Below are 24185 nucleotides of genomic sequence, written 5' to 3'. Positions count from 1 at the left end.
AAAATAGAACAAAAATTGCTCTCATGAGAAATCGAGATTAGACCTCCTCATTTATTCCTAATTTTGCCCAATGCAAACCGACCGAAAAATTATTCATGTGGACATGGATGCGTTTTACGCTTCTGTGGAACAGCATGATTTTCCTGAACTGAAAGGAAAACCATTGGCAGTAGGTGGTGGGATGCATGGCGTGGTTGCAGCAGCAAGTTATGAAGCCCGAAAATTCGGTGTTCGTTCTGCGATGCCCGGGAAAATTGCTTTAGAAAAATGCCCACATTTAATTGTGGTAAAACCGCGATTCAACCGGTACAAAGAAATTTCGCAACAGATCCGAAAAATATTTTATGAATTTACCGATTTGGTAGAACCGCTTTCTCTGGATGAAGCGTATCTCGATGTCACCGAAAATAAAAAAGGCATCGAATCTGCCCAGGAAATCGCACGACAAATAAGAAGCAGAATTTTCGAAGAAACTGGGCTTACGGCTTCCGCCGGAATTTCGGTGAATAAATTTTTGGCAAAAGTGGCTTCTGATTATCGAAAACCCAACGGTCAGAAAACCATTCATCCCACGCAAATTTTGGAGTTTATGGAAAAACTTCCCATCGAGAAATTCTACGGAATCGGAAAAGTGACTGCCAATAAAATGCATGAACTTCATGTTTTCACCGGTAAAGAACTGAAAGCGAAATCTTTGGAAGAACTCATTCGGTTTTTCGGGAAATCGGGAAATTATTATTACAATGTCGTCCGCGGAATTCATCACAGTGAAGTAAAACCTCATCGCATCCAAAAAAGTGTAGCGGTAGAAGAAACCTATTGGGAAAATCTTTTGGATGAAGATTCTGTTTTTAAGCAGTTGCAAATCATTAGTGAAGAACTGGAAGCGCGACTATCTAAAAAAGAAATTAAAGGAAAATCTTTAACCCTAAAAATTAAATACAAAGATTTCACCCAATATACTCGCAGCAAAACACAGGAAGTATATTATGCCGGAAGTATCGATTTTTATGAAACCGCACAGAAACTTTGGGAACTTCGACCTTTTAACAAACCCGTTCGATTGCTGGGATTATCACTTTCCAATTTAAATACACAAGAAAAAAAACAGATTTCGGTGCAGTTGAAAATTCCATTTGAAGAGTTTGAATAAGCAATTTCTCTTTTTGCTTTTGGATATCCGTTTTTAATTAATGTGAATTTTTCGTACAAGAGTTCACAATATTTTATGATTAAAAACAGATTTACCTATTTTGATTTGATATTCTCATTAAAATCACTATATTTATGAAAAATAAAAAGATAAAGAAAAAAAATTTCTATGAAAACACTAAGAGACTGGGGGATTAGCCAACTCACGGATGTATGTAATGATGACCAAATGATCAATTTTTCGGGCTACGCTATTTTATATTCTGCTACAGAGAATATCCTCTTATTGATTAATGACATTAGGATAAATCTTTCTCCTGAGACTTTTTATTTTATCCCTCCGCATACCGCAGTGTATGTATCTGGGGAGTCTCAAAATGCCATTCTTATTTGGTTTAAAATTGATCTTTTTGTCGATAGACTTGAGTTTCTAAGCCATATCAAGAAAGGTATATTTTTCAGAAACCCTTTAGGATTAGTAGTTACTAATGATTTTATGCCATATGATTCTATTTTAGAACACTACTATCTTCCCTCTCAAGAGCGATTTATCAATAAGTTATTTGTCAAAAATCTTCTCATCAATTTTCTAGAATTTATTCTAATCCGTGCTTTGATGCAATATGATCCGAGGATGGAAGACTATAGAAAAGATTCTTATGAGAAAGAAATCGTAAATAAATTTGTATTTTTACTTTACAAAGAAGATACTTTCAACTTTAAAATGGAATATTACGCCGACAAACTTAACATTACCAAAAAAAAGCTTGACAGCGCTTTACAAACGGTCTTTGGATGTACCGCCAAACGATTTATTACTGCGAAGGCTTTGGAAAAGGCAAAAAAATTATTAAGAGGAACTGAGATTCCTATAAAAAACATCAGCCAAGAGTTAGGGTTTACGGAAGAAAGCAATTTTAGCAATTTTTTCAGAAAACATACAGAGAGTTCTCCACGGGAATATCGCGACCACGCTGTAAGTAAAATACCCAATCTTCGGATATCAGCGATATCAGATATATAATTAATAAAATGTTCATCATGAAAGAAAAAGTAATTTTGGTTTTAGTTTTGGTTGCTGGATCACTTTCAAAGAACGCCCGTGCGCAAAACATGGGAGAAGCAAAACTCAATATCAGACTTCACCCTGTTCAAACCATTTCTGTTAACGCCTCAGGAAATGGCGTGAATTTAGATTACAAGACACGAGAAGATTACAAAAACGGCATCAACATCACCCAAGAAAATCACTTGAAAATCTATAGTACTGGAGCTTTTATAATAAAGGTAAGATCAACAAACCCCACGTTAATTAATGCCAATAACACCAAAAGCATCAACACAGCGGATATCTCTATAACCGCTTCCAAAGGCACATTAAATGGTGTAGAGAAATTCAGTACTGCAGCTATAAATTTATCTGTTGAGGATCAAGAATTAATTTCAAGTACAGTGGGCGGCTCCAATCGAACATTTAATATCAACTACGCTGCAAAAGGGGATGATCAATACATCAACAAATATGTAAGCACCCAAAATCCTACAGTTTACACTACAGAGGTAACCTACAGCATTGAACCAAAATAGAGATTGATATTCCTTAGAGCCTGTTTAACAATTATTCAAAAACCAAATTTTCAACGAATTTTTCTTTTCCCCAACCCGAAAACTTTCGGGACTAAAGGGTGGAGAATTCTTTGAAAATTTCATCAAAATTATTTTAGGGCCGGGGAAATTAATTTTGATGAAATTTAAAGGCGCTCTTAAAATCAATTCAATTCAATTCAATTCAATTCAATTCAATTCAATTCAATTCAATTCAATTCAATTCAATTAAGTTCACCTACTTTCATTATTTTCTTCATTAATTCCTGCATAAGGGTACCCTGTTGGGGAAAATTCTCACGTAATCTTCTTTACGATTTTTTCAAATAGACCTCACTTTAAATAGTAAATCCCCAAAAGATCCGTTTATTTTTCCACAACTATAATTACGATATAACAAAAAACAAGTCAAAATACCAGCTATATCCACAAATACAAACACACGGGATATCCGCATAACTTTTTGGCATTTTCTCATAAATAAGATTGATTTGAAGCGATTTACATTTGCACCAGCAAAAACAAACACTAGACTTTTATTAAAATCAACAATTAACAAACAATTAAACAATTATGAAAAATGTAATTTTTATTTCGGCAGCTTTAACAGCTTTATTTTCTATCAATGCAAATGCACAGGCTACTGGACAGGCAACACTTAACGTGAACATTTATCCAATCCAAACTATTACCGTAAACACTTCACAAAAAAATGTGAATTTAGATTACAAAACAGTAGCTGATTATGCAAATGGGGTAAACTTAGACCAAGCAGATCATTTAAAAATCTATAGCACTGGTGCATTTACGGTATCTGTAAATTCATCAACAGACTTCTTGACGAATGCCGATGCTAAAATTGATGATAAAATCAAAAGTTCGGATATTACAATAACAGCAACCAAAGGTTCTACTAATGAATTAGTTGGAGCAACATTTACACCCGCTACATTAGGTGCTGCTGCTGCTACTTTAATTACAAGTGATAAAGGAGGAAACGATAAAACATTCAATATCAATTATAAGGCTACTGGTGGTAGTGACGCTTATATCAACCTATACCATAAAGACCAGAGTCCTACAGTATATACCACTAACGTTGTTTATACAATAGCGGCTAAATAATAAATTTACCAGACTTAACTTTAGGGCAATTTAGGAAAATTTCTTAAATTGTCCTTTTTGCAATACTATGAATCAGAACATTAAGTTTATACTAGCTTCTTCACTTATCCTGTGTAGTGCTTTTTACAAAGGGCAAACAAGTCTAGAGGTAACACCACCTCGAAACTATTTCACCTCTAATGCGGGTGAAACCTCGGTAAAAAAAATCATCGTAACAAATTCTAGCAAAACATCTCCGTTAACACTAACCGTTTCCTTTAATGACTGGAAGTATGACGAGAATGGCTCGAATGTTATGGCGGAAGCAGGTAGCTTGACCAATTCTTGCGCAAAATGGATTACCATTCAACCGCAGTCCTATTTTACCTTACCTCCGGGAGAGTCTCAGGAAGTCGAAGTAACTGTAACTCCACCGGCACAAAAGACCGACACCCTTAACGTACATACCGCAATGTTGTTTATCACCCAAACCAATCCGATTGATTCTTATAATGAAGATGGTGCATTGATCAAAGTAAGTTTACGCTCTGGGGTCAAAATTTATCACCGGTACAGCACTGTATCTGATCCAAATATAGAATTCAATGATTTTAAATTAGATAAAAAATCTAATACTTTAGAACTTGAGATTGAAAATAAAGGAAATATATGGACTGACGGTCCTATAGTAACAGAATTGATTAACCAAAATGACGGTACGAAATATAAAATGGACGATCAAATAATCTACACCCTTCCTGGTGACCTTCGTATTGTACCTATTCCGCTTCCGAAAAATCTAAAATCGGGAAAATACATTGCGACTTCGTCATTTTCCTTTGGTGATGATATGATAAAAATGGCAGAATTAACATTTAGCAATGAATAAGTTTCTTTTTTCATATCTCCCTTTTTTTATAGGTGTCTTTTTATCGACAGGTTATCTCGCGCAGCCTGTAGTGGTGAGTCCATACAATACGGGATATATACCCGTACGAAGTTATAACGGAGCAACGGCGAATAACCTCATCATCATTCCAATACAACTCAATGGTAGCAATGGCACCCAAATGAATAATTGGTCTTTAACTTATAGAGTTGTAGGATTCATTAGCAACGGAAAGCAAAACTTCCCACCAGATAAATTAAAATTTAGATTTAATAGTTTTGATGCATCAACTCCATATCCAAAAAACACCCAACCCACCATACAAAATCTTGGTCTGAAGACTGGACTCCTGCCTTTTGCAATCACTGATTCTTATTTCGTTGACAATTCTAGTTATAGTCTAGAGATTAACAACTATTTTGCCCTTACTTTAAAGTATGATGTACAAGTGGATGGTGGCGCCTATTTAACCCCTTATGCGTCGTGGGATAATTACACCGTAAACCTGATGATTGAAATCAGAAATCGAAAAGGCGAATTAATGAATTCGAAGCCCGTAAATTTCGTTATGCAAGTATATCCAGAAGATATACCACCGGGTTCGCCTACCTATGGAATTCAGTTTGACCCAACTGCAAACAACGTCCTCCTTGAATTTAAGACCGCAAAGGATTATACTTCTGGCGTATCTAAAACCTTTACCAAAGCTTTTTCAACTTTTTCAACTACCCCATATGCTGTTCGAGTCAATGCACTTAGCAATAATCTTTCGAGCAGCACTAGCAAGTTACTTCCCATCAATACCATTCAACTCAGTGTAAAAGATAATCAAACTCAAACGGTCACTGGAAACATTAAGTTATCGAGTGTTCAGCAGAATATTATTACCAGCCCTGCTCATACTGCCACAAAATTTTTTGACACTACTTATTCAACCCAAGCGGGTGATATGAATTTTTTCGATAAACCTTATGAACAATATTCAGGGACTTTAATTTTCACTATTATTCCACAATAGATCTTGGCCACTCTTAAAAAAATATTTACTCTTCTATTTTTTACCGGTACCGTTTTCGGTTTCGCACAGTCGGATTCTATCCATATAGAAACTGAAAAAGAACTTGTGGTTTTAAATGAAAAAATGATTTCTTTACCAGTAAAGATTCAAAATAACACCAACGCAGTACAAGATTTAAAACTCACTTATTCTGCTGAAAAAGGAATACGAATCCTAAGCAGCAGTGCTGTAGTACAACTTGCTCCCAAAGAAAAAGCTTTTTTTAACTTTAAAGCTTTTGTTGAGAAAACACAACCGGCGGGTTCTTCTTTTGTAAATTTCACTTTGCTGAACGATTCAAATAAAGCTTTGGCTTCGTCTAGAACCCAATTAGTAATTAAGGCTAAGCGGCAATTGAACATTACTGCCAATCAACCTCAGGTACTGATGGAAAAGGTCGGAGATTCGATACAGATTTCAACACAAATCTACAACGGAGGTAACCAAATAGAGACCGTAGGATTGTTTGCTACTTTCCCTCAAAGATCTGGTAGTGATCTGACTATAAAAAAGAAAATAACCCTACAACCATTCACAAACCAAGAAGTTGTTTTTTCAAAAATTATCGATAAAGAATTACTGAAACTAAATCTTTTTACGGTGAATATCGCCGGAACAAACAGCAATAATGAATACTTCGGAAATGTGATGGTGATGGTACAGAATGCACTTGGCAACCGCAGATACGTTGACCCTCTCAATAACTATCCATATTTGCAGCGCAATACCGCTAATCATATTTCTTGGAGTACAAGCAATCCGTTTTCAGAAAATTCAGCTTCACAAAACCTAGATTTGCGTTCCGAATTTAATCTCGAAAATACGAAAGCCACCATTAACTTAAACGGCATGTACTACCAAGGAGCATACAGCAATATCTTTCTTCAAAACAGCTGGCTAAAGATGGAACATCGGCAGTTTGGCTTGCACGTCGGCCAGCTCAACACGAATGATTTAGACATTAACGTGAATGGGAGAGGTGCAGAATTTTCTTACCTTCCCAATTCTGGAAAAAAAATAAATATTACGGCTGGTGCGGTAGAAAAAAATTATAATCTTTTTGATCCTTTTCAATTCAACTATTTTCCCCAAGGCTATTCAGCTTTTGCGAAATCAACGATTCGTTTGACTGAAAACAAAACAATAGATAATCAGCTAATTTTCGATACTGATTTTTTCCAAAAAAGTTTTATAATCAAAAACGGCTACGCATATAATAACAACAAAGACACTTTTTATAACATCGATGTCGGATACGGATACGTCAAATCATCTAGGGACAACCAAGTTACAGAACCATCTGTCGCTCTAGGTTTTAATTATCGCAAAATCTGGAAAGAATATCTTTTAAGTTCCAACAATTATTATAGCACCGGATATTATCCTGGTATCAAAAAAGGAAGTACTGTTTTGGAAGAACGCCTTAGCCGATCTTTTCAGAAATTTTCTGTGTATGGCGGCTACAGTATGAATATCTACAATCCCAAAAACATTAATCCCTTATATCAATATAGTGCTTTCTCTTATCGGAATAAAGCAGAGTTGGGAGGAAGCTTTTTTCTTGCCAAGGGTCTCAGTACCAATATATCCTCTCAATATGTTAGCGAGCATTCTGATGCTTTCATCAGCAGCGATCTTCAGCTAGGATCAATTGATTTTCGATCAGCTTTTCTAAACGCTTCTTTTAACTACAATACTCCTGATTATAAGAATAGGATTAGCCTCACGCAATCCCAAGGATTTTCTTATTATCCGGGCACCACGCTACCCAAGTTCATTTATCAAGTACAAACCAATTGGTATCACGGAGACTTCATGTTCAGTGCAAACTATCAGCTAGGAAATTTCATGCTTTATGAGGGTAATTCTGGCGGAACTCTCAATGATAGCAACGACAAAATATCCGCACTTGTAAATTACAGACTCACTGCCATGAATAAAAGACTGAGTCTTAATTTAAGTGCGATAGGTAATTACGACAGTCGCTACGGAAAAAATATTTCTTTCAATTCCGATCTCGGCTACAAGGCATTTCAAACGACGAAAATCTTTGCTAATTTCAATTATAATAAATACATTAATCATAATTTACACGACGCAAACACCTATTATCAAGTCGGAATTAGTCAGGAATTACCAACTTTTGGCGAAGAAGAAACCAAATATAAAAACGGAACGATCAAAATTTTTGCATTTTATGATTTGAATAATAACAACACTTACGACCCTTCAGTTGACCGCCCAGCATCTAATATAAAAGTGAAAATCAACAATACCATTTTCATATCAGATGAGAATGGGAATATCAAATACCGTAAAATCCCATACGGTGACTATCTTATTAAATCCATGGAAAACAAATGGTATACGGATGATCAAAAAATCACGGTTAACCAGAAAGAAGTTTTCCTATCGATTCCTCTCGAAAAAACGAGTACGATTACAGGAAAGGTTGAATATCAGCAAACGACAAAAACCCAGTACGAAGTCCCACAAGCTCTAGCGGGAATTCCTATTCTTTTTAAAAGTCAGTTCAATAAAACCTTCACCTTTTATACCAATGCAGAAGGAGAATACATAGCATATATTCCGTTGGGAAGCTATACTATTTCCATTTACGATTCGGTACTTCCAAAAAATGTTTATCTCGATGATAATCTGCAGACTACAACTTCAGAAGAAGGTGTCAAAAAAGTTTTAGAAAATTTCATTCTAAAAGTAAAAGAAAAGAAGGTGGAAGTGAAAAAATTCGGTAATAAAGATTAGTATTCTCAGGTCAAAAGAAGCCGGTTTCGGTGCAGCTGAAAATTCCATTTGAAGAGTTCGATTTGGGGTAAATATTTGAATAAAGAAGGTCGTAAAATAGTTTCCTTAATAGTGAAAAACTCATCATAATTTTTAAAATTCAACAATTTAAAGATTAAAATTCATCAAGAACAAAAAGATTAAAATCTATATTCAATGAGAGTTTTTATGGATTTTAAAGGCTTTGCCTTTCGCAGTATGAACTTTGTTAAATTATAACGCACTTCTTATCATAGGTCAATTTCTACCTCGATTATCTGCTTTACTTTTGCACCCAGATAACAATTAAATATTTTAACAATGAAAAAAATATCAATTTTGGCACTTTCAGCAGTTCTGGTTGCCGTATCATGTAAAGAATCAAAAACCGACATCGCAAACGCTACTACAGAACAAGCAGTTGCCGAACATGCTGGGGAAACTTTTACGGTAAATACAGAAAACAGTACTGTGAACTGGACTGCTTACCATAAAGGTGGATTGAATCCGAGATTTGGAACAACCAAAACGACAGGAATATTTTCTGTAGAAAACGGAAACATCAACTCTGGAAGCCTCGTTTCAGACATCAATACTCTAACTACTGATCCTGCTGCGGTAGATCCTAAAATAAGTGAAGGAAAAACTTCTTCTGACCTCGACTCTCATTTAAAAAGTGAAGATTTCTTTGATGTTGCAAAATATCCAAGTGTGAAATTCGACATTACTAAAGTAGAAGATCTTCCTGCTGGTACAGCAAGTAAAGTAGAAGGAGCCAACAAACAAGTAAGCGGAAACCTTACCATCAAAGACAAAACAGTAAACGTTTCTTTCCCTGCGAAAGTGGAAGTGGCTAACGGTAAAGTAAATTTCGTTTCCAAATTCACGATCAACAGACAGGATTGGGGCTTAGCTTACGGAACTGAGGGCAGCCCAAAAGACTGGATGATTTCTCCAGAAGTTGACCTAGAACTGAATATTGTTGCTGGAATATAATTTTCTCAACAACATCTATTAAAGCCGCAATTTTTTGCGGCTTTTTTGTTGTTTAAATTTCGGACTCACTCGCCCCCTATTTCGCAATAGAAAGCTCTCGGTTATTGGTATTTTTCTACTCCTTTTTTTCTTCATCGATTTCGGGACAGTTTTTGCTAACTTCACCATTCAAAATAATCAACGATGAACCCAACCATGATTCAATTTTTCCATTGGTACTCGGATGGAAATTCTCAATTATATGATTTGGCAAAAAATTCGGTTTCTTATTTAAAGGAGTTAGGGATTTCCGCAGTTTGGTTTCCTCCTGCTTACAAAGGTGCTTCTGGAGGTTATTCGGTAGGTTACGATCCGTACGACTTATTTGATTTGGGAGAATTTGACCAGAAAGGAACAATCCCCACGAAATATGGAACCAAAGAACAATATCTTAATTGTTGCAAAACTTTGCAGCAAAACGGAATTTCGGTGATTGTTGATATTGTCCTGAATCATAAAGCTGGTGGAGACGAAAAAGAAAAATTTAATGCGGTAAAAGTGAATCCCGAAAACCGCCAGCAAAATCTATCTGAACCTTTTGAAATAGAATCCTACACCAAATTTACTTTCCCTGGAAGAGGAGAAAAATATTCGAACTTTAAGTGGAATTTTCAATGTTTCTCCGGAGTTGATTTTGCCAAAGGTCAAGAAGATGGAATCTACCAAATCATCAATGATCACGGTGAAGGTTGGGAAGAAATGATTTCAAATGAAAAAGGAAATTATGATTATTTAATGTATAATAATATCGATCAGCGAAATCCTTTCGTGCGGGAAGAATTAAACAATTGGGGGAAATGGTACCATGACCAAATTCATTTTGATGGTGTTCGTTTAGATGCCGTAAAACATCAATCGGCAGAATTTTGTAAAGACTGGCTTTATCATTTACGTGTAAATACTGGGGAAAATATTTTCGCGGTTGCCGAATATTGGGCACCAGGAGAATTGCCGCTTTTGGAAAAATATATTGAAGCGACGGAAGGTTCGATGAGTTTATTCGATTCTTCTTTACAGCAGAATTTTCATGTTGCTTCTTTACAAGGTGCAGAATATGATTTAAGAAAAATATTTGATGAAACCTTAACTTTAGCCAATCCCCTTTTATCAGTTACGTTGGTTGATAATCATGATACACAACCTTTGCAAGAACTCGAAGCGCCTGTTGAAAAATGGTTTAAGCCATTGGCGTATGCTTTAATTTTATTGAGAAAAGAGGGTTATCCGTGCCTATTTTATCCCGATTTATTTGGCGCACATTATATCGATAAAGATCATAATGGAAACGCCCAGGAAATATTTTTAGATAAAGTAGAAAAAATTGAAGAACTCTTGAAAGTGCGACAATTATTTGCTTACGGAACGCAACGCAATTATTTTGAAGATGCCAATTGCCTCGGCTGGATTCGTGAAGGCGATGACAAACACAAAGGTTGCGCAGTTGTTCTCAGCAATAAAGATGCTTATAACAAACCGATGGAAATAGGAGCACAATATGCTGGGCAAATTTTTTATGATTTTCTGGGTTGGTTTCAAGATAAAATTACCATCGATGAAAATGGTTGGGGAAACTTCCCTGTTCCAGCGGGTAATGTTTCTGTTTGGGTTCCCGAGATTTAAATTTAAGATGACCTCAACAATTATTTAGGAATAAATTAACATAGTTTCTTTTTTTAACCCATTATCTTTGTTAAATTAAAATTAAAAATATGAGCAATAACCTTTCTATAAAAGCATTTGGAACACCATCGAAAGATGATGATTTAAAAGAAATGACGATCGAGCGACGCGAAGTACAACCAAAGGATATCGAAATTGAAATTTTATATTGCGGGGTTTGTCACAGCGATTTGCATACCGCAAGAAACGACTGGGGCGGAACAAAATACCCATCCGTTCCGGGACACGAAATTGTTGGGAGAATTACAAAAATAGGTTCGGAAGTAACCAAATTTAAAGTCGGCGATTTAGCAGGAGTTGGCTGTTTGGTAGATTCCTGCAAAGAATGCGAAAGTTGCAAACAGGATTTAGAACAATACTGTTTGAACGGTTCTACGGGAACTTACAACGGAAAAGATCAATTTTTGGGAGGTCACACTTTCGGAGGTTATTCTGAAAAAGTGATCGTGACCGAAGATTTTGTTTTAAAAATCCCTAAAAATTTAGACTTAAAAGCAGTTGCTCCTTTGCTTTGTGCCGGAATTACTACTTGGTCACCTTTGAAACATTGGAATGTAAAAGAAGGAAGTAAAGTCGCAGTCGTAGGTTTAGGCGGCTTGGGTCACATGGCAATTAAATTGGCAAAAGGTTTAGGCGCAGAAGTAACTTTAATCTCCAGAAGCCCCGATAAAATCCAAGATGCTTTAGATTTGGGTGCTCATGCCGTTGTGATTTCTACCTACGAAAATGAAATGAAAGCTGCAGCCGGGAAATTCGATTTAATCATTGATACCGTTCCTTACGATCACGATATTAATCCTTATCTCGCAACATTAAATATAAGTGGAACTTTAGTTTTGGTAGGATATATCGGCAAAATGAACGAAGCACTTTTCACTCCACCGATGATTTTGGGACGAAGATCTGTCGCAGGTTCTGTGATTGGCGGCATTAAAGAAACTCAGGAAATGCTCGACTTCTGTGGCAAACACAATATCTTACCAGAAATCGAAATGATCGACATTCAATACATTAACAAAGCCTATGAGCGAATGCTGAAAAGCGATGTTCATTATCGTTTTGTGATTGATATGCAATCTCTGAAAAATTAAATTTTTTATAAAATTAAAATATCCGGTTGAAATTTCAGCCGGATATTTTGTTATTTCCGAAGGATTTCTTTTGCTACTTTCTGTGTTCCGTCAATCGGTTCCGTAATTTTTAAATTTAAAATATCAGTAACAATTGGATAGATATTTACATTTTGAAATTCACCGATTTTTTTATTTTGTTTAAAGGCGGGACCAAACGCAATAAAAGTCGCTTTCATTTCCGGAACCGTGTACGGGTTATAACCATGTTTTCCGATAGAGGTTTTTTGGTCTTTCTCTAAAAATATTTTGGGAACTTTCGGCACCAGCAAGATTTGTCCTATTCGATTGTATCGATCGTCTTTCTGAGAGAAGTTTAATTTTCTTGGGAATTTTTCATCAAGAAAAACACGATAATCATTTGTTTTATTTTTCTTCAATTCTTTATATACCGATTGTATTTCCTCTGGATTTTTCACTACAACCCTCAATAAAGTTTGAGAATTATAAAAATCAAAACGGTTTTTATCAAAAAGAATTTCGGGAATGGCAATAGGATGCTCACGATCTACATTGATCATTCCATGATCTGCGACAAAAATAAAGTTTACATTTTTCAATCCCAACTGGTTTACTTTTTCTACCAAAGTTCCGATAGCAGCATCAACCAAATGAACAGCGTTTTTGGTTTCATTACTGCCTGGTCCGAAATGATGACCACTTGCGTCAACTTCTGGGAAATATAACGTAATAAAATGTGGACGGCGTTCTTCCGATAATTTCAACCAATCGATAACTTTATCTACTTTTTCGTTAGGAGTGAATTTTTCATGATAATGATAGTAATAAGTTGGTCTCGCTCCACCAGCATTGCTTGCAGAACCCACCCACATCATTGATGCAGTAAGCATTCCTTGTTTTTCCGCCAAACTCCAAAGTGGTGTTCCACCGTACCACGAACCATCTTCTGCATTTTCTTTGTTGCTCATTTTATAGGGTTCTTTCCTTTTATAATCATAGAAAAAATTATCGATTAAACCATGATGAGAAGGATACAAACCCGTAATTAAACTCCAGTGATTCGGAAAAGTAATTGAAGGAAAACTGGGAATCATTGCTTTTGCAACAACCCCACTTTCTGAAAATTTCATGAGATTTTCAGCCAAGTATTTTTGGACATAATCATATCGGAAACCGTCGGTAGAAATCAAAATAACATACGGCTTGGAAAGTGCTTCAGCAGAATTTGTTCTATTGGGAACGATAACTTGTGTGGTATCAGTTTGTGAGAAACCAGCAATAAAACTCAAAATTAAAAGGAGGGAAAATAACTTTTTCATTGTATAGAATTAAAAACCAAAGATACTATTTAAAACAAACCTCAAAACTACTCCCTTTAGGGTTAGGGAAATTAATTTTGATGAAATTTTCAAAGAATTTTCCACTCTTTAGTCCCGAAAGTTTTCGGGATGGGGAAAAGAAAAATGCTTTAAAAATTTGGTTTTGAATAATTTTTATCACAGTATCTAAACCGATTTGATAAAAAATCATCATTCTAAAATCTACCAAAATAAAATAAGGCTTCTCAAGTTGAGAAGCCTTATTTATTAAATGGTGAGCCATTCACCTGCTGGGATTATTTTGCCAATACATATTTCTTTCTACCGAAATATACAGCCATTCCGACACCTGCTAAAGCAAGCAAAGGAATATAATCGTCGATGGGAGCAGAATCATCGCCCCCAATGTCACCATCGCCTCCTGGATCTCCTGCTGGATCTTCTTCAGCAGGATGGTTAGCATTGTTGAAGCTTCGAGAAAATGAATTTCCCTCTTGTGCAAATACAGAACTTGAAAGCAGTACTGCAACTAATATGATGCTTATTTTTTTCATGTTTTTATTTTTTTAATAGTACTCTATTGGTTATAATTTCCCCGTTTTCTAAGGTCATTTTCACGACTGCGATTCCGTTATGATTCACTGAGAAAGAAAGATCGGTAGCATGTTTTCCGGAAACAGTCTGCATTAATTTTCCACTCATATCATATACTTCTACAGAAGCAATTTTAGAAGATGCTTTTGCATAAATAACTGCTTGGCTAGCGTAGATTTTTGCTTGTCCTTTTGTAATATCAGCATTAGCCAAAACTCCTTTACTAAAAGTTATTGTAAATCTATCAGCCTGAAGTCCTGCTGTTGCAGCAAAAGTATAATCTCCAGCGGTTAATTCTATCTCTGTTCCTGTTACGTGATCTTTCAAATAAATTTTCTGTCCATTTTCAAAGATTCCTTCTTTCCGAGCAATACCTATGGCGTAATTACCAGTAGTAAGGAATTTGGTATTAACATGAACAACATCAGTACTATTGAAAGATCCATGTGCATCGATAATCAAAGATTTACCATCAACTGTTGAATAGATCACATCTGAATTGCTGTCGAACATTTTTGCATCAAGGCCTGCATCATATCCTTCTGTAGCATTTGGATGGAACCCGATGAGCATTTGTGGTTTTGCACCAGATGGCGCAGTCATTTGCAACCAGAATTTATCTGAAGTACCTGACTTTGCAAAAGCACCCGTTTTATCGCCACTTCTCATCGCATCCGTAAACATAAAGTTATTGATTGTATTCGTACCTCTATCTACGAAGAAGCCTTGACCTACTGGCACATATCCTTCTTCCGAACCTGCAGGAACGGTTCCGAGTTGGGTATAAGTAGTATAATTAGAACCAGAATATTCGTTATTGGCATCCATTGCAGAAGCACTGTCCCAAATATAGAAAGTTCCTGTTATTCCATTATTAGCAGCATAGAATGCTTCCATATCCAAAGCACTTGGGTAAGGGTTTCCTAAGAATACATATTTCCCACCAATTGATGAAGCATCATAAGTAACTAAACCAGAATTTGGTACCGTACCTTCAAAAAGTCCAAAGAATTCTTGTGGTGTGGTGGTAAAGTTGTTCGGTGTACGAATCTGGAAACCTTGACCAGGAGTAAACTTCGTTGTTGCTGGGCTTGTAACCGTAACATACTTTCCTTCATTATAGGTAAAGAAACGCGTATCTACAGTTTCATTAGAGAACGATTTAAGCGTTTGATCCGAAACCTTCATCGGACTGCTCCAAGCGATATAATCCAAACGCTTCACCTCTTTAGAAGTTCTTTTTACTTTGAAGCTGGAATCAGTTCCAGCAGTAAAATTACCCGTCTGCACAAAGTTCGCATTGTTGGCAACGATGATGGTTCCGTTGTTCGTCACGTCACCTGTTTTCACATAACCGCCAGAAGGAACTGTTAAAGTGAAACCTTCATTCACGGTTAAAGATTTTGATTCGAAAGAAGGACCGCTGTAATCTTTTTTGATAACTGCATCTTCGCTCGCATCTGGACCTGTTGTATTAGACCAGCCAGCATTATCCCAGATTACTGTAGAAGACTTAGTGGTTACATCAATCTCATTAGAGTTTGCTGTAGTTACTATGCCACTTACCGCTTTTACCATATAATGATAATCTGTATCAGGTTGTAAGTCGGTTACCGTTTTGGAGTTTTCTGTTACAGTAAATGGTGAGTCTGTTACAGGAACATTGGTTACACTGCCTTGATCTCCTATTACCACAATATCAGTAATACGAGATGTTCCTGCACTCGCTACATTACCAGTACCAACTTGGAGATTACTTGTCATAATCCATCTTACATAAACCAAAATTTGATTATCACAAACTGATGGTAAAGCTACATTTTCTAATACGCCTGTAGTAAGATTATTTGCAACAGTTATTGCTGCTCCTGTAACATCTATCCAATCTGTTCCATTAACGGAACATTGAAGTTTAAAATCTTTCGGGCCTGTATTTGATGATTGTTGTTTAGACGATAATTTAAGATTATTCATACCTACTGTCGTGAAACTCACTCTCCAGTATTTAGAAGCAGAGCCGTTATCCCAACCTGAATTACTTATTGCCGCTGCCGCCCCACCAGGATATGTAATATTTCCAGTAGAACTTGTAGAAATGGTTTTATTTAAATTAGCGGATATTCCTGAATCTGCTATTATATTCGAGTCTTTAAAATCCCACCCGACAACTGTTATATCTTTTGTTACTGAGCCTTCCACAGTGTAAACATCCAGCTTATAACTATCCACACCTTGTATTGCATCCCAGTTAGCAGTAAATCCGTTAGTTTTAATACTTGTTGCAGCCCTTGCGGTTGGTACAGTAGCCGGGTTAAGGGTTACCGTTAAAGTAATACTACCATCAAAATCTTTATAATTAGCACCGCCATCTGCGTGTGCTGTAATCGTCGAAGTTCCCAAACCTGCAATCGTTATCGTATTACCAGAAACTGTTGCTACAGAAGGTTTAGAACTGGTATAAAAAACCGTCGTTCCTGCGTTGGTTGTAGCAGGTAATGCGAACGGCGCATCTCCAATGTTTTTTGTAGTATCTACAAAAGTGGCAAGAGTCTGCGTTCCTTTACTGATCGTTCCTGTAAGGGTAGGCTGAGTCAACGTGTATTTATCTTTGTCAGCGCCTGTCAATGCGAAATTGGCAGTTACCGCTTGGTTGTCACCTGCATTAGCATCATTAAAAACAACAGTTCCTGAGAATCCCACAGCATCGCCATCTACAACACCTGCTAACGAGCCGCCCGTATAGGTGGCGGAGGTATTCCCGTCATAAGGTTTAGAAGTTACCGTTACACCTGAGATGCTAAGACCTTTCTTAGTTACGGTAAGAGTCTGGTCAACAGAATCAGCCGGTTGGTGAGTGCCTCCGCCTGATTGTGATGCAGTGATAGTGGTTGTTCCCACTCCTACAATGGTGACCGTATTTCCGCTTACCGTTGCAACATTGGTGTTTGAACTTGCATAAGAAACCGCTAGTCCTGAACTGGCAGTTGCAGTCAGGTCGAATGTAGCATCTCCGTATATTTTATCTGCCAACGCACCAAAAGTAATGGCTTGAGTAGGCAGAGAAGCATTAATCCATTGCGCATAAAGCGAAACATCTGCGTCCGTAAGCGTAAAAGTATCACTTGGCGCATAAGAAGTGCCATTGCCGTCTGCTTGTGTATTCCAGCCCGTGAAGTTGTATCCAGTTCTGGTAAAAGCATTGTCTGCTACAGTAACCGTTTCTCCATAATTTTTATTAACCACGATATCCGCTTCTACTCCACCATTGGCTTTGTAAGTTACGGTATGGGGGTTTGCTGCAAAATTAGCAGTTACACTAATGTTGGCTTGTACATTGGTATCCGTTCTCGGGTTGTTTGTTGAAGTATCGTTCCAGTTTACAAAATGATAACCTGCATTGGGTACGGCCGTTACAGCAGAACCGTCTGCTCCTTGTTCTACCGTTTGCGGTGAAGAGCCGGAAATGGTTCCGTTTGCTCCTGCTGTATAGGTGAGGGTGTAGGAAGGAGTTCCAATAGAAGAAGGAACTGCATTATATACGATAGCATCGTCTACAAAAATATTAGCAACATTACTTACGCTATTTTGTCCTATAAAAGTACCAGAATTTATATTATTTCCTACTGGTAATTGAGCTGCAGCCAAATCATCACCTACCTTGACACCGTTTATAAACAAGTCAAATTTCTGAACAGCAACAGTTTGCGACACTCCGTTGTATGTATAATTAATAGTGCCACTACTTTTATTATTTCCAACAATTTCAAAGGTATATTTGGTAGCTGAACTCAAGGATGTTGTTGTTAAACTTGTAGTAACCCAAGAACCGCCTGCCCTATAATTCAATGCGATGGCACCACCTGCCCCATAAGTGAATTGTAAACCCACAAAAGTTTGAGCACCAGAAAAACCATTAACATCGGAATAGGTCGATCCTGTACCCTGAAAAAATTGCCAAACTCCGGAGGTAGCGGTTTTGCCTGCGTTGGAATCTCCAAACAAAACTTCAAAAGAAGTATAAAATTCCGCTGAGTTTGTGTAGCCAACCCAAGGAGAAAATTTCACAACAGCACCGCTAGTTGAAGCTGCGGCCCTCACATAATCCCCCGTTGTACTCAAAGGATTAGAAGTTTTTATCAAATTTACAGACCCTCCAGTTCCTCCTCTGGCATATGTAGTACCGGAAGTAGGATTGGGAATTAAAGTTGTATTTCCTGTATTAGTTGTGTTAGAACCATCAGTTGTGCCGAAATTTTGTATTGAAGTCTGCCCCCATACTGAGGCAGAAAAAGCGAGCACCCACAGAAAGAGCAGCCGCTTCAAGAATAAATTTGTTTTCATAAATATTGAATTTTTAATTATTACCAAATATAATACATATTATTCAATCACAAATCCTATTTTTACGTTAATTTAACTTAACAAATACCTTTTTTATAGAATTATTTAAATTTCCAACAAAATTATTATCATTAAAATAAAGAATCAAGAACAGATATGGCGACTACATCAGGGGCAATGAAAAGGCGAAAAAAACACAACCCAATCTCAAACCACTTGCCTTAAAAAATTAAGAGCGCTCTTGCTACTATTGGGCATCAATTATTAGACACTTTTTAATTCTTATAAAGAGTGAGGAGGAGATAATTGACCGATGAGCAAGTTGCGCATCCCCTATGAAACCCAATTCATTCTTCATCCACATCAGCAATTATTTCCGTAATTTCTGCATATTCAAACCCTTTGGACAATAAATATTTAATGGTTTTTGATTTTTTTTGATACGGCTGCACCCCTTTTAATTTAGACTCGTAAGTACGGTAAAGTTTGGCTAAGGTTTTCCGGTAATCATCCTCTTCAATTTCATCAAAACAATTATTAATAAGTTTCTCTGATACGCCTTTAAACTTCAGATGGTTTCGGATTTTATTCCTTCCCCAAGATTTCATATAGAATTTCCCACGGATATAACTTCGGGTAAAACGTTCTTCATTCAGATAATTTTCTTTCATTAAATACAAAAAAATCTCATCTTTCGCTTCCGGAATCAATAAAAAATCGCGCATCTTCTGCTCTACTTCTTGATGGCAACGATCCTGATAAACGCAATAATTTACCATTTTCTGTTTGATTTCGAGGAAAGTGTAAGATTTGTGTTCCAAATGATAAAAATATGAATAATGATTTTTTTTCTAAAAATTTTGCCAAAGTTTAGAACTTTGGCAAAGTTGGAAAAAATTGAAAATCCAAAATTAATATTGAAACAACGGTCGCGAGTCCATTAATTCATTCACCTTTTTACGAACACCGGAAATTACATTTTCATCATTAATATTCATTACGACATCGTTGATAAGTCCCGCGATGGTTTCCATATCGTTTTCTTTCAAACCTCTGGTGGTAATTGCCGCAGTGCCCAAACGAATCCCGGAAGTGGTAAATGCAGATTTATCATCAAATGGAACCATATTTTTGTTACAGGTGATATCGGCTTTTACCAATGCTTTTTCGGTTTCTTTACCGTTGACGTTTTTGTTTCGAAGATCCACCAACATCAAATGGTTATCCGTTCCACCACTTACAATATCAAATCCATTGGTGATCATGGCTTTGGATAAAGCGCGCGCATTGGCAACAACTTGTTTGGCATAAACCTCAAATTTTGGATCAATGGCTTCGGCAAAAGCAACAGCTTTTCCTGCAATAACGTGCTCCAAAGGACCGCCCTGAATTCCTGGGAATACAGAACCATTTAAAACTTGGCTCATCATTTTCGTTTCACCTTTCGGAGTTTTGTGTCCGTAGGTATTTTCAAAATCTTTGCCCATCATAATCAGCCCTCCTCTTGGTCCTCTCAAAGTTTTGTGAGTAGTAGTAGTCACCACATGACAATGCTCGAATGGAGAACTTAGCAAACCTTTTGCAATCAATCCTGCTGGGTGAGCGATATCTGCCCAAAGAGTTGCTCCTACTTCATCGGCTACTTCACGGAATTTCTTAAAATCAATATCTCTGGAATAGGCAGAATAACCTGCGATTAACATTTTCGGTTTTACCTCCAATGCTTTTTGGCGCATCGCATCGTAGTCGATTAAACCACTTTCGCGATCTACCCCGTAGAAATTAGCGTTATATTGAATTCCTGAAAAATTCACGAATGAACCGTGGGTTAAATGCCCACCCATCGATAAATCCAATCCTAAAATTTTGTCACCCGGCTTCAGAATAGAAAGATAAATAGCAGCATTAGCTTGTGACCCAGAATGCGGCTGAACATTGGCATAATCTACCCCGAACAGCTGCTTTGCTCTTTCGATGGCTAAAGTTTCTACTTCGTCCACCACTTCGCAACCACCGTAATATCTTTTTCCGGGATATCCTTCTGCATACTTATTGGTTAAAACACTTCCTACCGCTTTCATCACATTGTCTGAAACGAAATTCTCGGAAGCAATGAGTTCGATTCCGTGTGTTTGTCTTTGTCTTTCTTGTTCGATAAGGTCGAAAATTGGATCCATATTTTTTATTATTGATAGATTAAATGCTTAGAGCCTGTTTAAAAATTCTTTGAAAATTTCATCAAAATTACTCCCTTTAGGATCGGGGAAATTAATTTTGATGAAATTTGAACAGGCTCTTAAATAAGAACCCAAATTTAAGGAAATTTTTCGGGAAGAATTTTGGAGAGAAATGCGAATTTTCACAAATGGTTTCACAAAACATTTTAATTTCAAAATTATTCATGTGGAAATCATTAGTATTTACCTATTATATTTAGGAATAACAACATAAACGTTTGATATTTTTAAACTGATATGCATAACCGCTTATCATTTATGTTTAAAAATAGACTTTTCATCAAAAAAGAAAATTTCCTATTTTTGCGGTGGTATGAAAATAGGCGATTCGGTTTCGGTGATTGATGATAATCTAAATGGAAAAATAACTTCTGTGAACGGCGAAACCGTGGTTTTCAAAGATGAACACGGTTTTACACATCAGTTCAAAAAAGAAAAATTGGTGATCCAAAATCCTTCGATTTATGAAAATCTAAAAATAATCAGTAAACCCGAAATTGCAAAACCCATTTCTAAAAAACACGACAAAAAACCTTTCATCCTAGATTTGCATTTCGAACATTTGGTGAAAAACCCGACTGATTACGATTCTTTTGAACGGCTCTTCCTTCAAAAAGAAAAACTCCTCAATACCATCGATTACTGCAGAAAAAACAACTTGAAAAAATTAGAAATCATCCACGGAATCGGTGACGGCGTTTTGCAAAAAATGGTGCATGATGTCTTAGAAAGCCAAACCAATCTGGAGTTTCAAAACAAAGAAATACTGCACCATCAATCGGGTACCGTATTGGTTTACTTTAGGTGAGGGGTTGGATGTTGTCGGTGAGGGATGTTAGATGTTAGATGTTAGATGTTAGATGTTAGATGCAAAATTAGCATTCATAATTCATTGACCTTGGACTCTCACTTGGCTCTTTTTCCTTTTTACTTGGCTCTTCTTAAACATTCATCTTTACCAATTATTAACCACTCAGCATCCAGCATCAAACACCCCCGCACCCAGCAACTCCTACTCTACATACTTAAAACTCGTGGCGTAGAATTTTCCTTTTTTGATTTCTCCACTCACGATTGCTTTTTTCATGATTTTGCAATAGCCATCTTCAGCATGCGCATCACCGTAAGTTTTTTTGTCTAAACCTTCTACGTGATACACTTTGCCATCAATCTTTACCGCCATGGCGCACCCTTTATCAGATTTAATTTTAAACTGACACATTCCGCAAGCGGCTTCTACGGTTTGATTCTGGATTTTTTTCTGGGCAAAAATACTTACTGAAAACATCAGCAAGAATACCAATAACACTCTTTTCATAATGAATATACTTTAATAATTAAAAAAAATAAGTTCTCTGTTTGCGGTTTCAACTTATTTAAAACCTCTGTAAAATTAACAAATCTCTTTCAACCAGGCTCATGACTTTGCTCATAACTGTTCAAAAATAAGAAAATTTCAAAAGCCGATTAATTTTAATAAATTTGCGCTCGTAAAGCATGGAACAACTCAAATTACTTTTTACCAAAGATGGTGTACAATATCAGATTTTAAGAAACAAAACTGTTTCTGAAGAAAACTCTTTTTTTGTTACCGAAGAATCGCCAGAAAATGCACTCAGCCAAAAGGTCGATGAGATTTTGACCCTGAAAAAATATAAAGAAATTACCGTAATTTCAGCTTTGAATCATTTTACCTTGATGCCGGAAGGTTTTAAAGAACACGATTTGGGCTACGATTTGATTGCATATAACGCTCCTGTAGACCAAGATCAGGAAGAATTAATGCTTTCGATCAATAAGAAATTTGCCGTTCAGTTTTATTATACTTTTCCGAAATCTATTTATCAGAAAATAAAAGACACCGTTGTTCCTACGAAATTCAATTTTTCGGGCGAACAATTTTTGAATCAAATTTCAGCCAAAAACCAAAAAGAAATTCATATCAATCTGTATCATCAGCAATGTGAATTTTTTGCATTAGATCATAAAAAAATAATCCTTTACAATAATCTAGATGTGAATTCAGAAGTCGATTTTCTTTATTTCATCATGTTTACCGTAAGTAAAATCGGATTTGGAATTGCGGACACTCAGTTTTTTGTTTACGGCGAAACGACCGAAAATGAAACTTTTATTTCAGAATTAAAGAAGTTCGTGAAAAGCCTGAAGATTGTTTATGATAATATTCCGAAGAAGAACTTTATTTTGAATGCGAGGTGAGGGGTGTTTGATGATAGATGTTGGGTGATGGGTGATGGGTGCAAATTAAGTTTGATTGATTATCTTTATTTTAAAATTTAAAAGATGAGTTTCAAGTTTGAAAAGTTAATTATTTGGCAGGACTCCATGGATTTCGCAGAAAAGATTTACAAGCACTCTTCCCAATTTCCGAAAGATGAAATTTTTAATCTTACATCACAAATAAGAAGGGCTTCAGATTCCATCGCTCTGAATATTGCAGAAGGAAGTATTTTGCAAAGTAATCCAGAGTTTAGAAGGTTTTTAGGATAACTCGCAGAAGTAGTAACATGCCTTTACAAAGCCAAATACAGAAATTATATCACAGACGAAACATTTATAGAACGCTATAATGAGTCCTATAAAATTATGAATCATATCATTGCCTTTAGAAATAAATTGACTTAAATTTGCTCTCTGGAACATCCAGCACCAAACATTCAGCATCAAACACCTAACACCCCAGCATCAACACCCATGTACAGAATCATCTCTGGAAGATGGAAATCCAAAAGAATTTCCGCACCCAAAAATTTCGATGTAAGACCAACGACCGATTTTGCCAAAGAAGCCTTGTTCAGCATTATCGAAAACCGTTTCCGATTAGATTACGCCTCGATTTCTGTACTCGATTTGTTTGCAGGTATTGGTTCGATTTCCCTGGAATTCGCGTCCAGAGGTTGCAAAGATGTAACTTCGATAGAAATGAATGCCAGACATGCCGGCTTCATCAATACTACGGCAGCAGAACTTGAAATGAATACCCAAGTAAATGCCGTTCGTGGCGACGTTTTCGAATATTTAAAGAAAAATAGAAATCGCAGAACCTACGAAATTGTAGTTGCCGATCCCCCTTTTGAAATGGAGGTTTCCAAATATGAAGAATTGATTTCTTTGGTTTTAAACAATAATTACCTGAAAGAAAATGGCGTTTTTATTCTGGAACATCAAAGCCGCACAAAACTGCAACATCCCAATATTACTGATACCAGAAAATACGGAAATGTAAGTTTTTCTTTCATTAAACCCAATGAACATCAATCAGAAGAAACGCCTGAG

General features: G+C 36.5%; 20 protein-coding genes. 14 read left to right on the top strand and 6 right to left on the bottom strand.

What is annotated here, in order from left to right; all coding sequences use genetic code 11:
- Window positions 1-70: 70 nt before the first annotated feature.
- The 10 genes from dinB to WBY99_RS11635 all read left to right on the top strand — a co-directional run bounded on the left by dinB (window position 71) and on the right by WBY99_RS11635 (window position 12397).
- Window positions 71-1153, top strand: coding sequence for a DNA polymerase IV (dinB, locus tag WBY99_RS11680; protein WP_423976511.1), 1083 nt, complete (start codon window positions 71-73; stop codon window positions 1151-1153).
- A gap of 168 nt (window positions 1154-1321) precedes the next feature.
- The gene (locus WBY99_RS11675) at window positions 1322-2176 is read left to right on the top strand and encodes a helix-turn-helix domain-containing protein (RefSeq protein WP_423976510.1); all 855 of its coding nucleotides are present in this window, start codon (window positions 1322-1324) and stop codon (window positions 2174-2176) included.
- A gap of 17 nt (window positions 2177-2193) precedes the next feature.
- Window positions 2194-2739 carry a hypothetical protein gene (locus tag WBY99_RS11670; RefSeq protein ID WP_423976509.1) on the top strand — a complete coding sequence of 182 codons (546 nt, stop codon included), beginning with the start codon at window positions 2194-2196 and terminating at the stop codon, window positions 2737-2739.
- A 591-nt stretch (window positions 2740-3330) separates the two neighbouring features.
- Window positions 3331-3882: a hypothetical protein gene (locus WBY99_RS11665; RefSeq protein ID WP_423976508.1), complete on the top strand. Its 552-nt coding sequence runs from the start codon at window positions 3331-3333 to the stop codon at window positions 3880-3882.
- A gap of 67 nt (window positions 3883-3949) precedes the next feature.
- Window positions 3950-4750, top strand: a complete 801-nt coding sequence (locus tag WBY99_RS11660) for a fimbrial biogenesis chaperone (RefSeq protein ID WP_423976507.1) — start codon at window positions 3950-3952, stop codon at window positions 4748-4750.
- The gene (locus tag WBY99_RS11655; protein ID WP_423976506.1) at window positions 4743-5768 is read left to right on the top strand and encodes a hypothetical protein; all 1026 of its coding nucleotides are present in this window, start codon (window positions 4743-4745) and stop codon (window positions 5766-5768) included. Before WBY99_RS11660 ends, WBY99_RS11655 begins: the two co-directional genes overlap by 8 nt.
- Before the next feature lie 123 nt (window positions 5769-5891).
- Window positions 5892-8573, top strand: coding sequence for a hypothetical protein (locus WBY99_RS11650; protein WP_423976505.1), 2682 nt, complete (start codon window positions 5892-5894; stop codon window positions 8571-8573).
- Window positions 8574-8912: 339 nt separating this feature from the next.
- Window positions 8913-9587, top strand: coding sequence for a YceI family protein (locus WBY99_RS11645; protein WP_423976504.1), 675 nt, complete (start codon window positions 8913-8915; stop codon window positions 9585-9587).
- Window positions 9588-9770: 183 nt separating this feature from the next.
- Entirely contained in the window at window positions 9771-11246 is a 1476-nt protein-coding gene (locus WBY99_RS11640) for an alpha-amylase (protein WP_423976503.1), read from the top strand.
- 89 nt (window positions 11247-11335) lie between these two features.
- Window positions 11336-12397 carry an NAD(P)-dependent alcohol dehydrogenase gene (locus WBY99_RS11635; RefSeq protein WP_423976502.1) on the top strand — a complete coding sequence of 354 codons (1062 nt, stop codon included), beginning with the start codon at window positions 11336-11338 and terminating at the stop codon, window positions 12395-12397.
- A 50-nt stretch (window positions 12398-12447) separates the two neighbouring features.
- On the opposite strand, the gene WBY99_RS11630 is transcribed toward WBY99_RS11635, so the two are convergent.
- The 5 genes from WBY99_RS11630 to glyA all read right to left on the bottom strand — a co-directional run bounded on the left by WBY99_RS11630 (window position 12448) and on the right by glyA (window position 20828).
- Window positions 12448-13716 (bottom strand): ectonucleotide pyrophosphatase/phosphodiesterase, encoded by a 1269-nt coding sequence (locus tag WBY99_RS11630; protein ID WP_423976501.1) that lies wholly within the window; start codon window positions 13714-13716, stop codon window positions 12448-12450.
- A 296-nt stretch (window positions 13717-14012) separates the two neighbouring features.
- Window positions 14013-14270 carry a hypothetical protein gene (locus tag WBY99_RS11625; protein ID WP_423976500.1) on the bottom strand — a complete coding sequence of 86 codons (258 nt, stop codon included), beginning with the start codon at window positions 14268-14270 and terminating at the stop codon, window positions 14013-14015.
- Between the two features lie 4 nt (window positions 14271-14274).
- On the bottom strand, window positions 14275-18651 hold the full coding sequence (locus tag WBY99_RS11620; RefSeq protein WP_423976499.1) for an InlB B-repeat-containing protein: 4377 nt from the start codon (window positions 18649-18651) through the stop codon (window positions 14275-14277).
- A gap of 347 nt (window positions 18652-18998) precedes the next feature.
- Window positions 18999-19430 carry a regulatory protein RecX gene (locus tag WBY99_RS11615; RefSeq protein ID WP_423976498.1) on the bottom strand — a complete coding sequence of 144 codons (432 nt, stop codon included), beginning with the start codon at window positions 19428-19430 and terminating at the stop codon, window positions 18999-19001.
- A gap of 132 nt (window positions 19431-19562) precedes the next feature.
- Entirely contained in the window at window positions 19563-20828 is a 1266-nt protein-coding gene (gene glyA, locus WBY99_RS11610) for a serine hydroxymethyltransferase (protein WP_423976497.1), read from the bottom strand.
- A 373-nt stretch (window positions 20829-21201) separates the two neighbouring features.
- Here glyA and WBY99_RS11605 point away from each other — a divergent pair, with 373 nt between their 5' ends.
- Window positions 21202-21696, top strand: coding sequence for a Smr/MutS family protein (locus tag WBY99_RS11605; protein WP_423976496.1), 495 nt, complete (start codon window positions 21202-21204; stop codon window positions 21694-21696).
- 204 nt (window positions 21697-21900) lie between these two features.
- Here WBY99_RS11605 and WBY99_RS11600 read toward each other — a convergent pair whose 3' ends face one another.
- Window positions 21901-22206 carry a DUF6370 family protein gene (locus WBY99_RS11600; protein WP_423976495.1) on the bottom strand — a complete coding sequence of 102 codons (306 nt, stop codon included), beginning with the start codon at window positions 22204-22206 and terminating at the stop codon, window positions 21901-21903.
- 179 nt (window positions 22207-22385) lie between these two features.
- Between WBY99_RS11600 and WBY99_RS11595 the strand changes: the two genes are divergently transcribed.
- From WBY99_RS11595 to WBY99_RS11585, 3 genes are all read left to right on the top strand, one after another.
- Window positions 22386-23108: a DUF3822 family protein gene (locus WBY99_RS11595; protein WP_423976494.1), complete on the top strand. Its 723-nt coding sequence runs from the start codon at window positions 22386-22388 to the stop codon at window positions 23106-23108.
- Window positions 23109-23192: 84 nt separating this feature from the next.
- Window positions 23193-23399, top strand: coding sequence for a four helix bundle protein (locus tag WBY99_RS11590; RefSeq protein ID WP_423976493.1), 207 nt, complete (start codon window positions 23193-23195; stop codon window positions 23397-23399).
- Between the two features lie 204 nt (window positions 23400-23603).
- On the top strand, window positions 23604-24185 hold a 582-nt coding region (locus WBY99_RS11585; RefSeq protein WP_423976492.1), incomplete at its 3' end, for an RsmD family RNA methyltransferase.

It is taken from the genome of Kaistella sp. (assembly GCF_049588135.1).
Taxonomy (GTDB): domain Bacteria; phylum Bacteroidota; class Bacteroidia; order Flavobacteriales; family Weeksellaceae; genus Kaistella.
Note: the sequence above shows the minus strand (reverse complement) of the source record. Positions and strands in the feature narration are given on the sequence as shown.

Excerpts from the sequence above, each read along its gene's own strand:
- dinB (WP_423976511.1), top strand. The coding sequence starts at position 71 with ATGCAAACCGACCGAAAAATTATTCATGTGGACATGGATGCGTTTTAC.
- WBY99_RS11675 (WP_423976510.1), top strand. The coding sequence starts at position 1,322 with ATGAAAACACTAAGAGACTGGGGGATTAGCCAACTCACGGATGTATGT.
- WBY99_RS11670 (WP_423976509.1), top strand. The coding sequence starts at position 2,194 with ATGAAAGAAAAAGTAATTTTGGTTTTAGTTTTGGTTGCTGGATCACTT.
- WBY99_RS11665 (WP_423976508.1), top strand. The coding sequence starts at position 3,331 with ATGAAAAATGTAATTTTTATTTCGGCAGCTTTAACAGCTTTATTTTCT.
- WBY99_RS11660 (WP_423976507.1), top strand. The coding sequence starts at position 3,950 with ATGAATCAGAACATTAAGTTTATACTAGCTTCTTCACTTATCCTGTGT.
- WBY99_RS11655 (WP_423976506.1), top strand. The coding sequence starts at position 4,743 with ATGAATAAGTTTCTTTTTTCATATCTCCCTTTTTTTATAGGTGTCTTT.
- WBY99_RS11650 (WP_423976505.1), top strand. The coding sequence starts at position 5,892 with ATGATTTCTTTACCAGTAAAGATTCAAAATAACACCAACGCAGTACAA.
- WBY99_RS11645 (WP_423976504.1), top strand. The coding sequence starts at position 8,913 with ATGAAAAAAATATCAATTTTGGCACTTTCAGCAGTTCTGGTTGCCGTA.
- WBY99_RS11640 (WP_423976503.1), top strand. The coding sequence starts at position 9,771 with ATGAACCCAACCATGATTCAATTTTTCCATTGGTACTCGGATGGAAAT.
- WBY99_RS11635 (WP_423976502.1), top strand. The coding sequence starts at position 11,336 with ATGAGCAATAACCTTTCTATAAAAGCATTTGGAACACCATCGAAAGAT.
- WBY99_RS11630 (WP_423976501.1), bottom strand. The coding sequence starts at position 13,716 with ATGAAAAAGTTATTTTCCCTCCTTTTAATTTTGAGTTTTATTGCTGGT.
- WBY99_RS11625 (WP_423976500.1), bottom strand. The coding sequence starts at position 14,270 with ATGAAAAAAATAAGCATCATATTAGTTGCAGTACTGCTTTCAAGTTCT.
- WBY99_RS11620 (WP_423976499.1), bottom strand. The coding sequence starts at position 18,651 with ATGAAAACAAATTTATTCTTGAAGCGGCTGCTCTTTCTGTGGGTGCTC.
- WBY99_RS11615 (WP_423976498.1), bottom strand. The coding sequence starts at position 19,430 with ATGGTAAATTATTGCGTTTATCAGGATCGTTGCCATCAAGAAGTAGAG.
- glyA (WP_423976497.1), bottom strand. The coding sequence starts at position 20,828 with ATGGATCCAATTTTCGACCTTATCGAACAAGAAAGACAAAGACAAACA.
- WBY99_RS11605 (WP_423976496.1), top strand. The coding sequence starts at position 21,202 with ATGAAAATAGGCGATTCGGTTTCGGTGATTGATGATAATCTAAATGGA.
- WBY99_RS11600 (WP_423976495.1), bottom strand. The coding sequence starts at position 22,206 with ATGAAAAGAGTGTTATTGGTATTCTTGCTGATGTTTTCAGTAAGTATT.
- WBY99_RS11595 (WP_423976494.1), top strand. The coding sequence starts at position 22,386 with ATGGAACAACTCAAATTACTTTTTACCAAAGATGGTGTACAATATCAG.
- WBY99_RS11590 (WP_423976493.1), top strand. The coding sequence starts at position 23,193 with ATGAGTTTCAAGTTTGAAAAGTTAATTATTTGGCAGGACTCCATGGAT.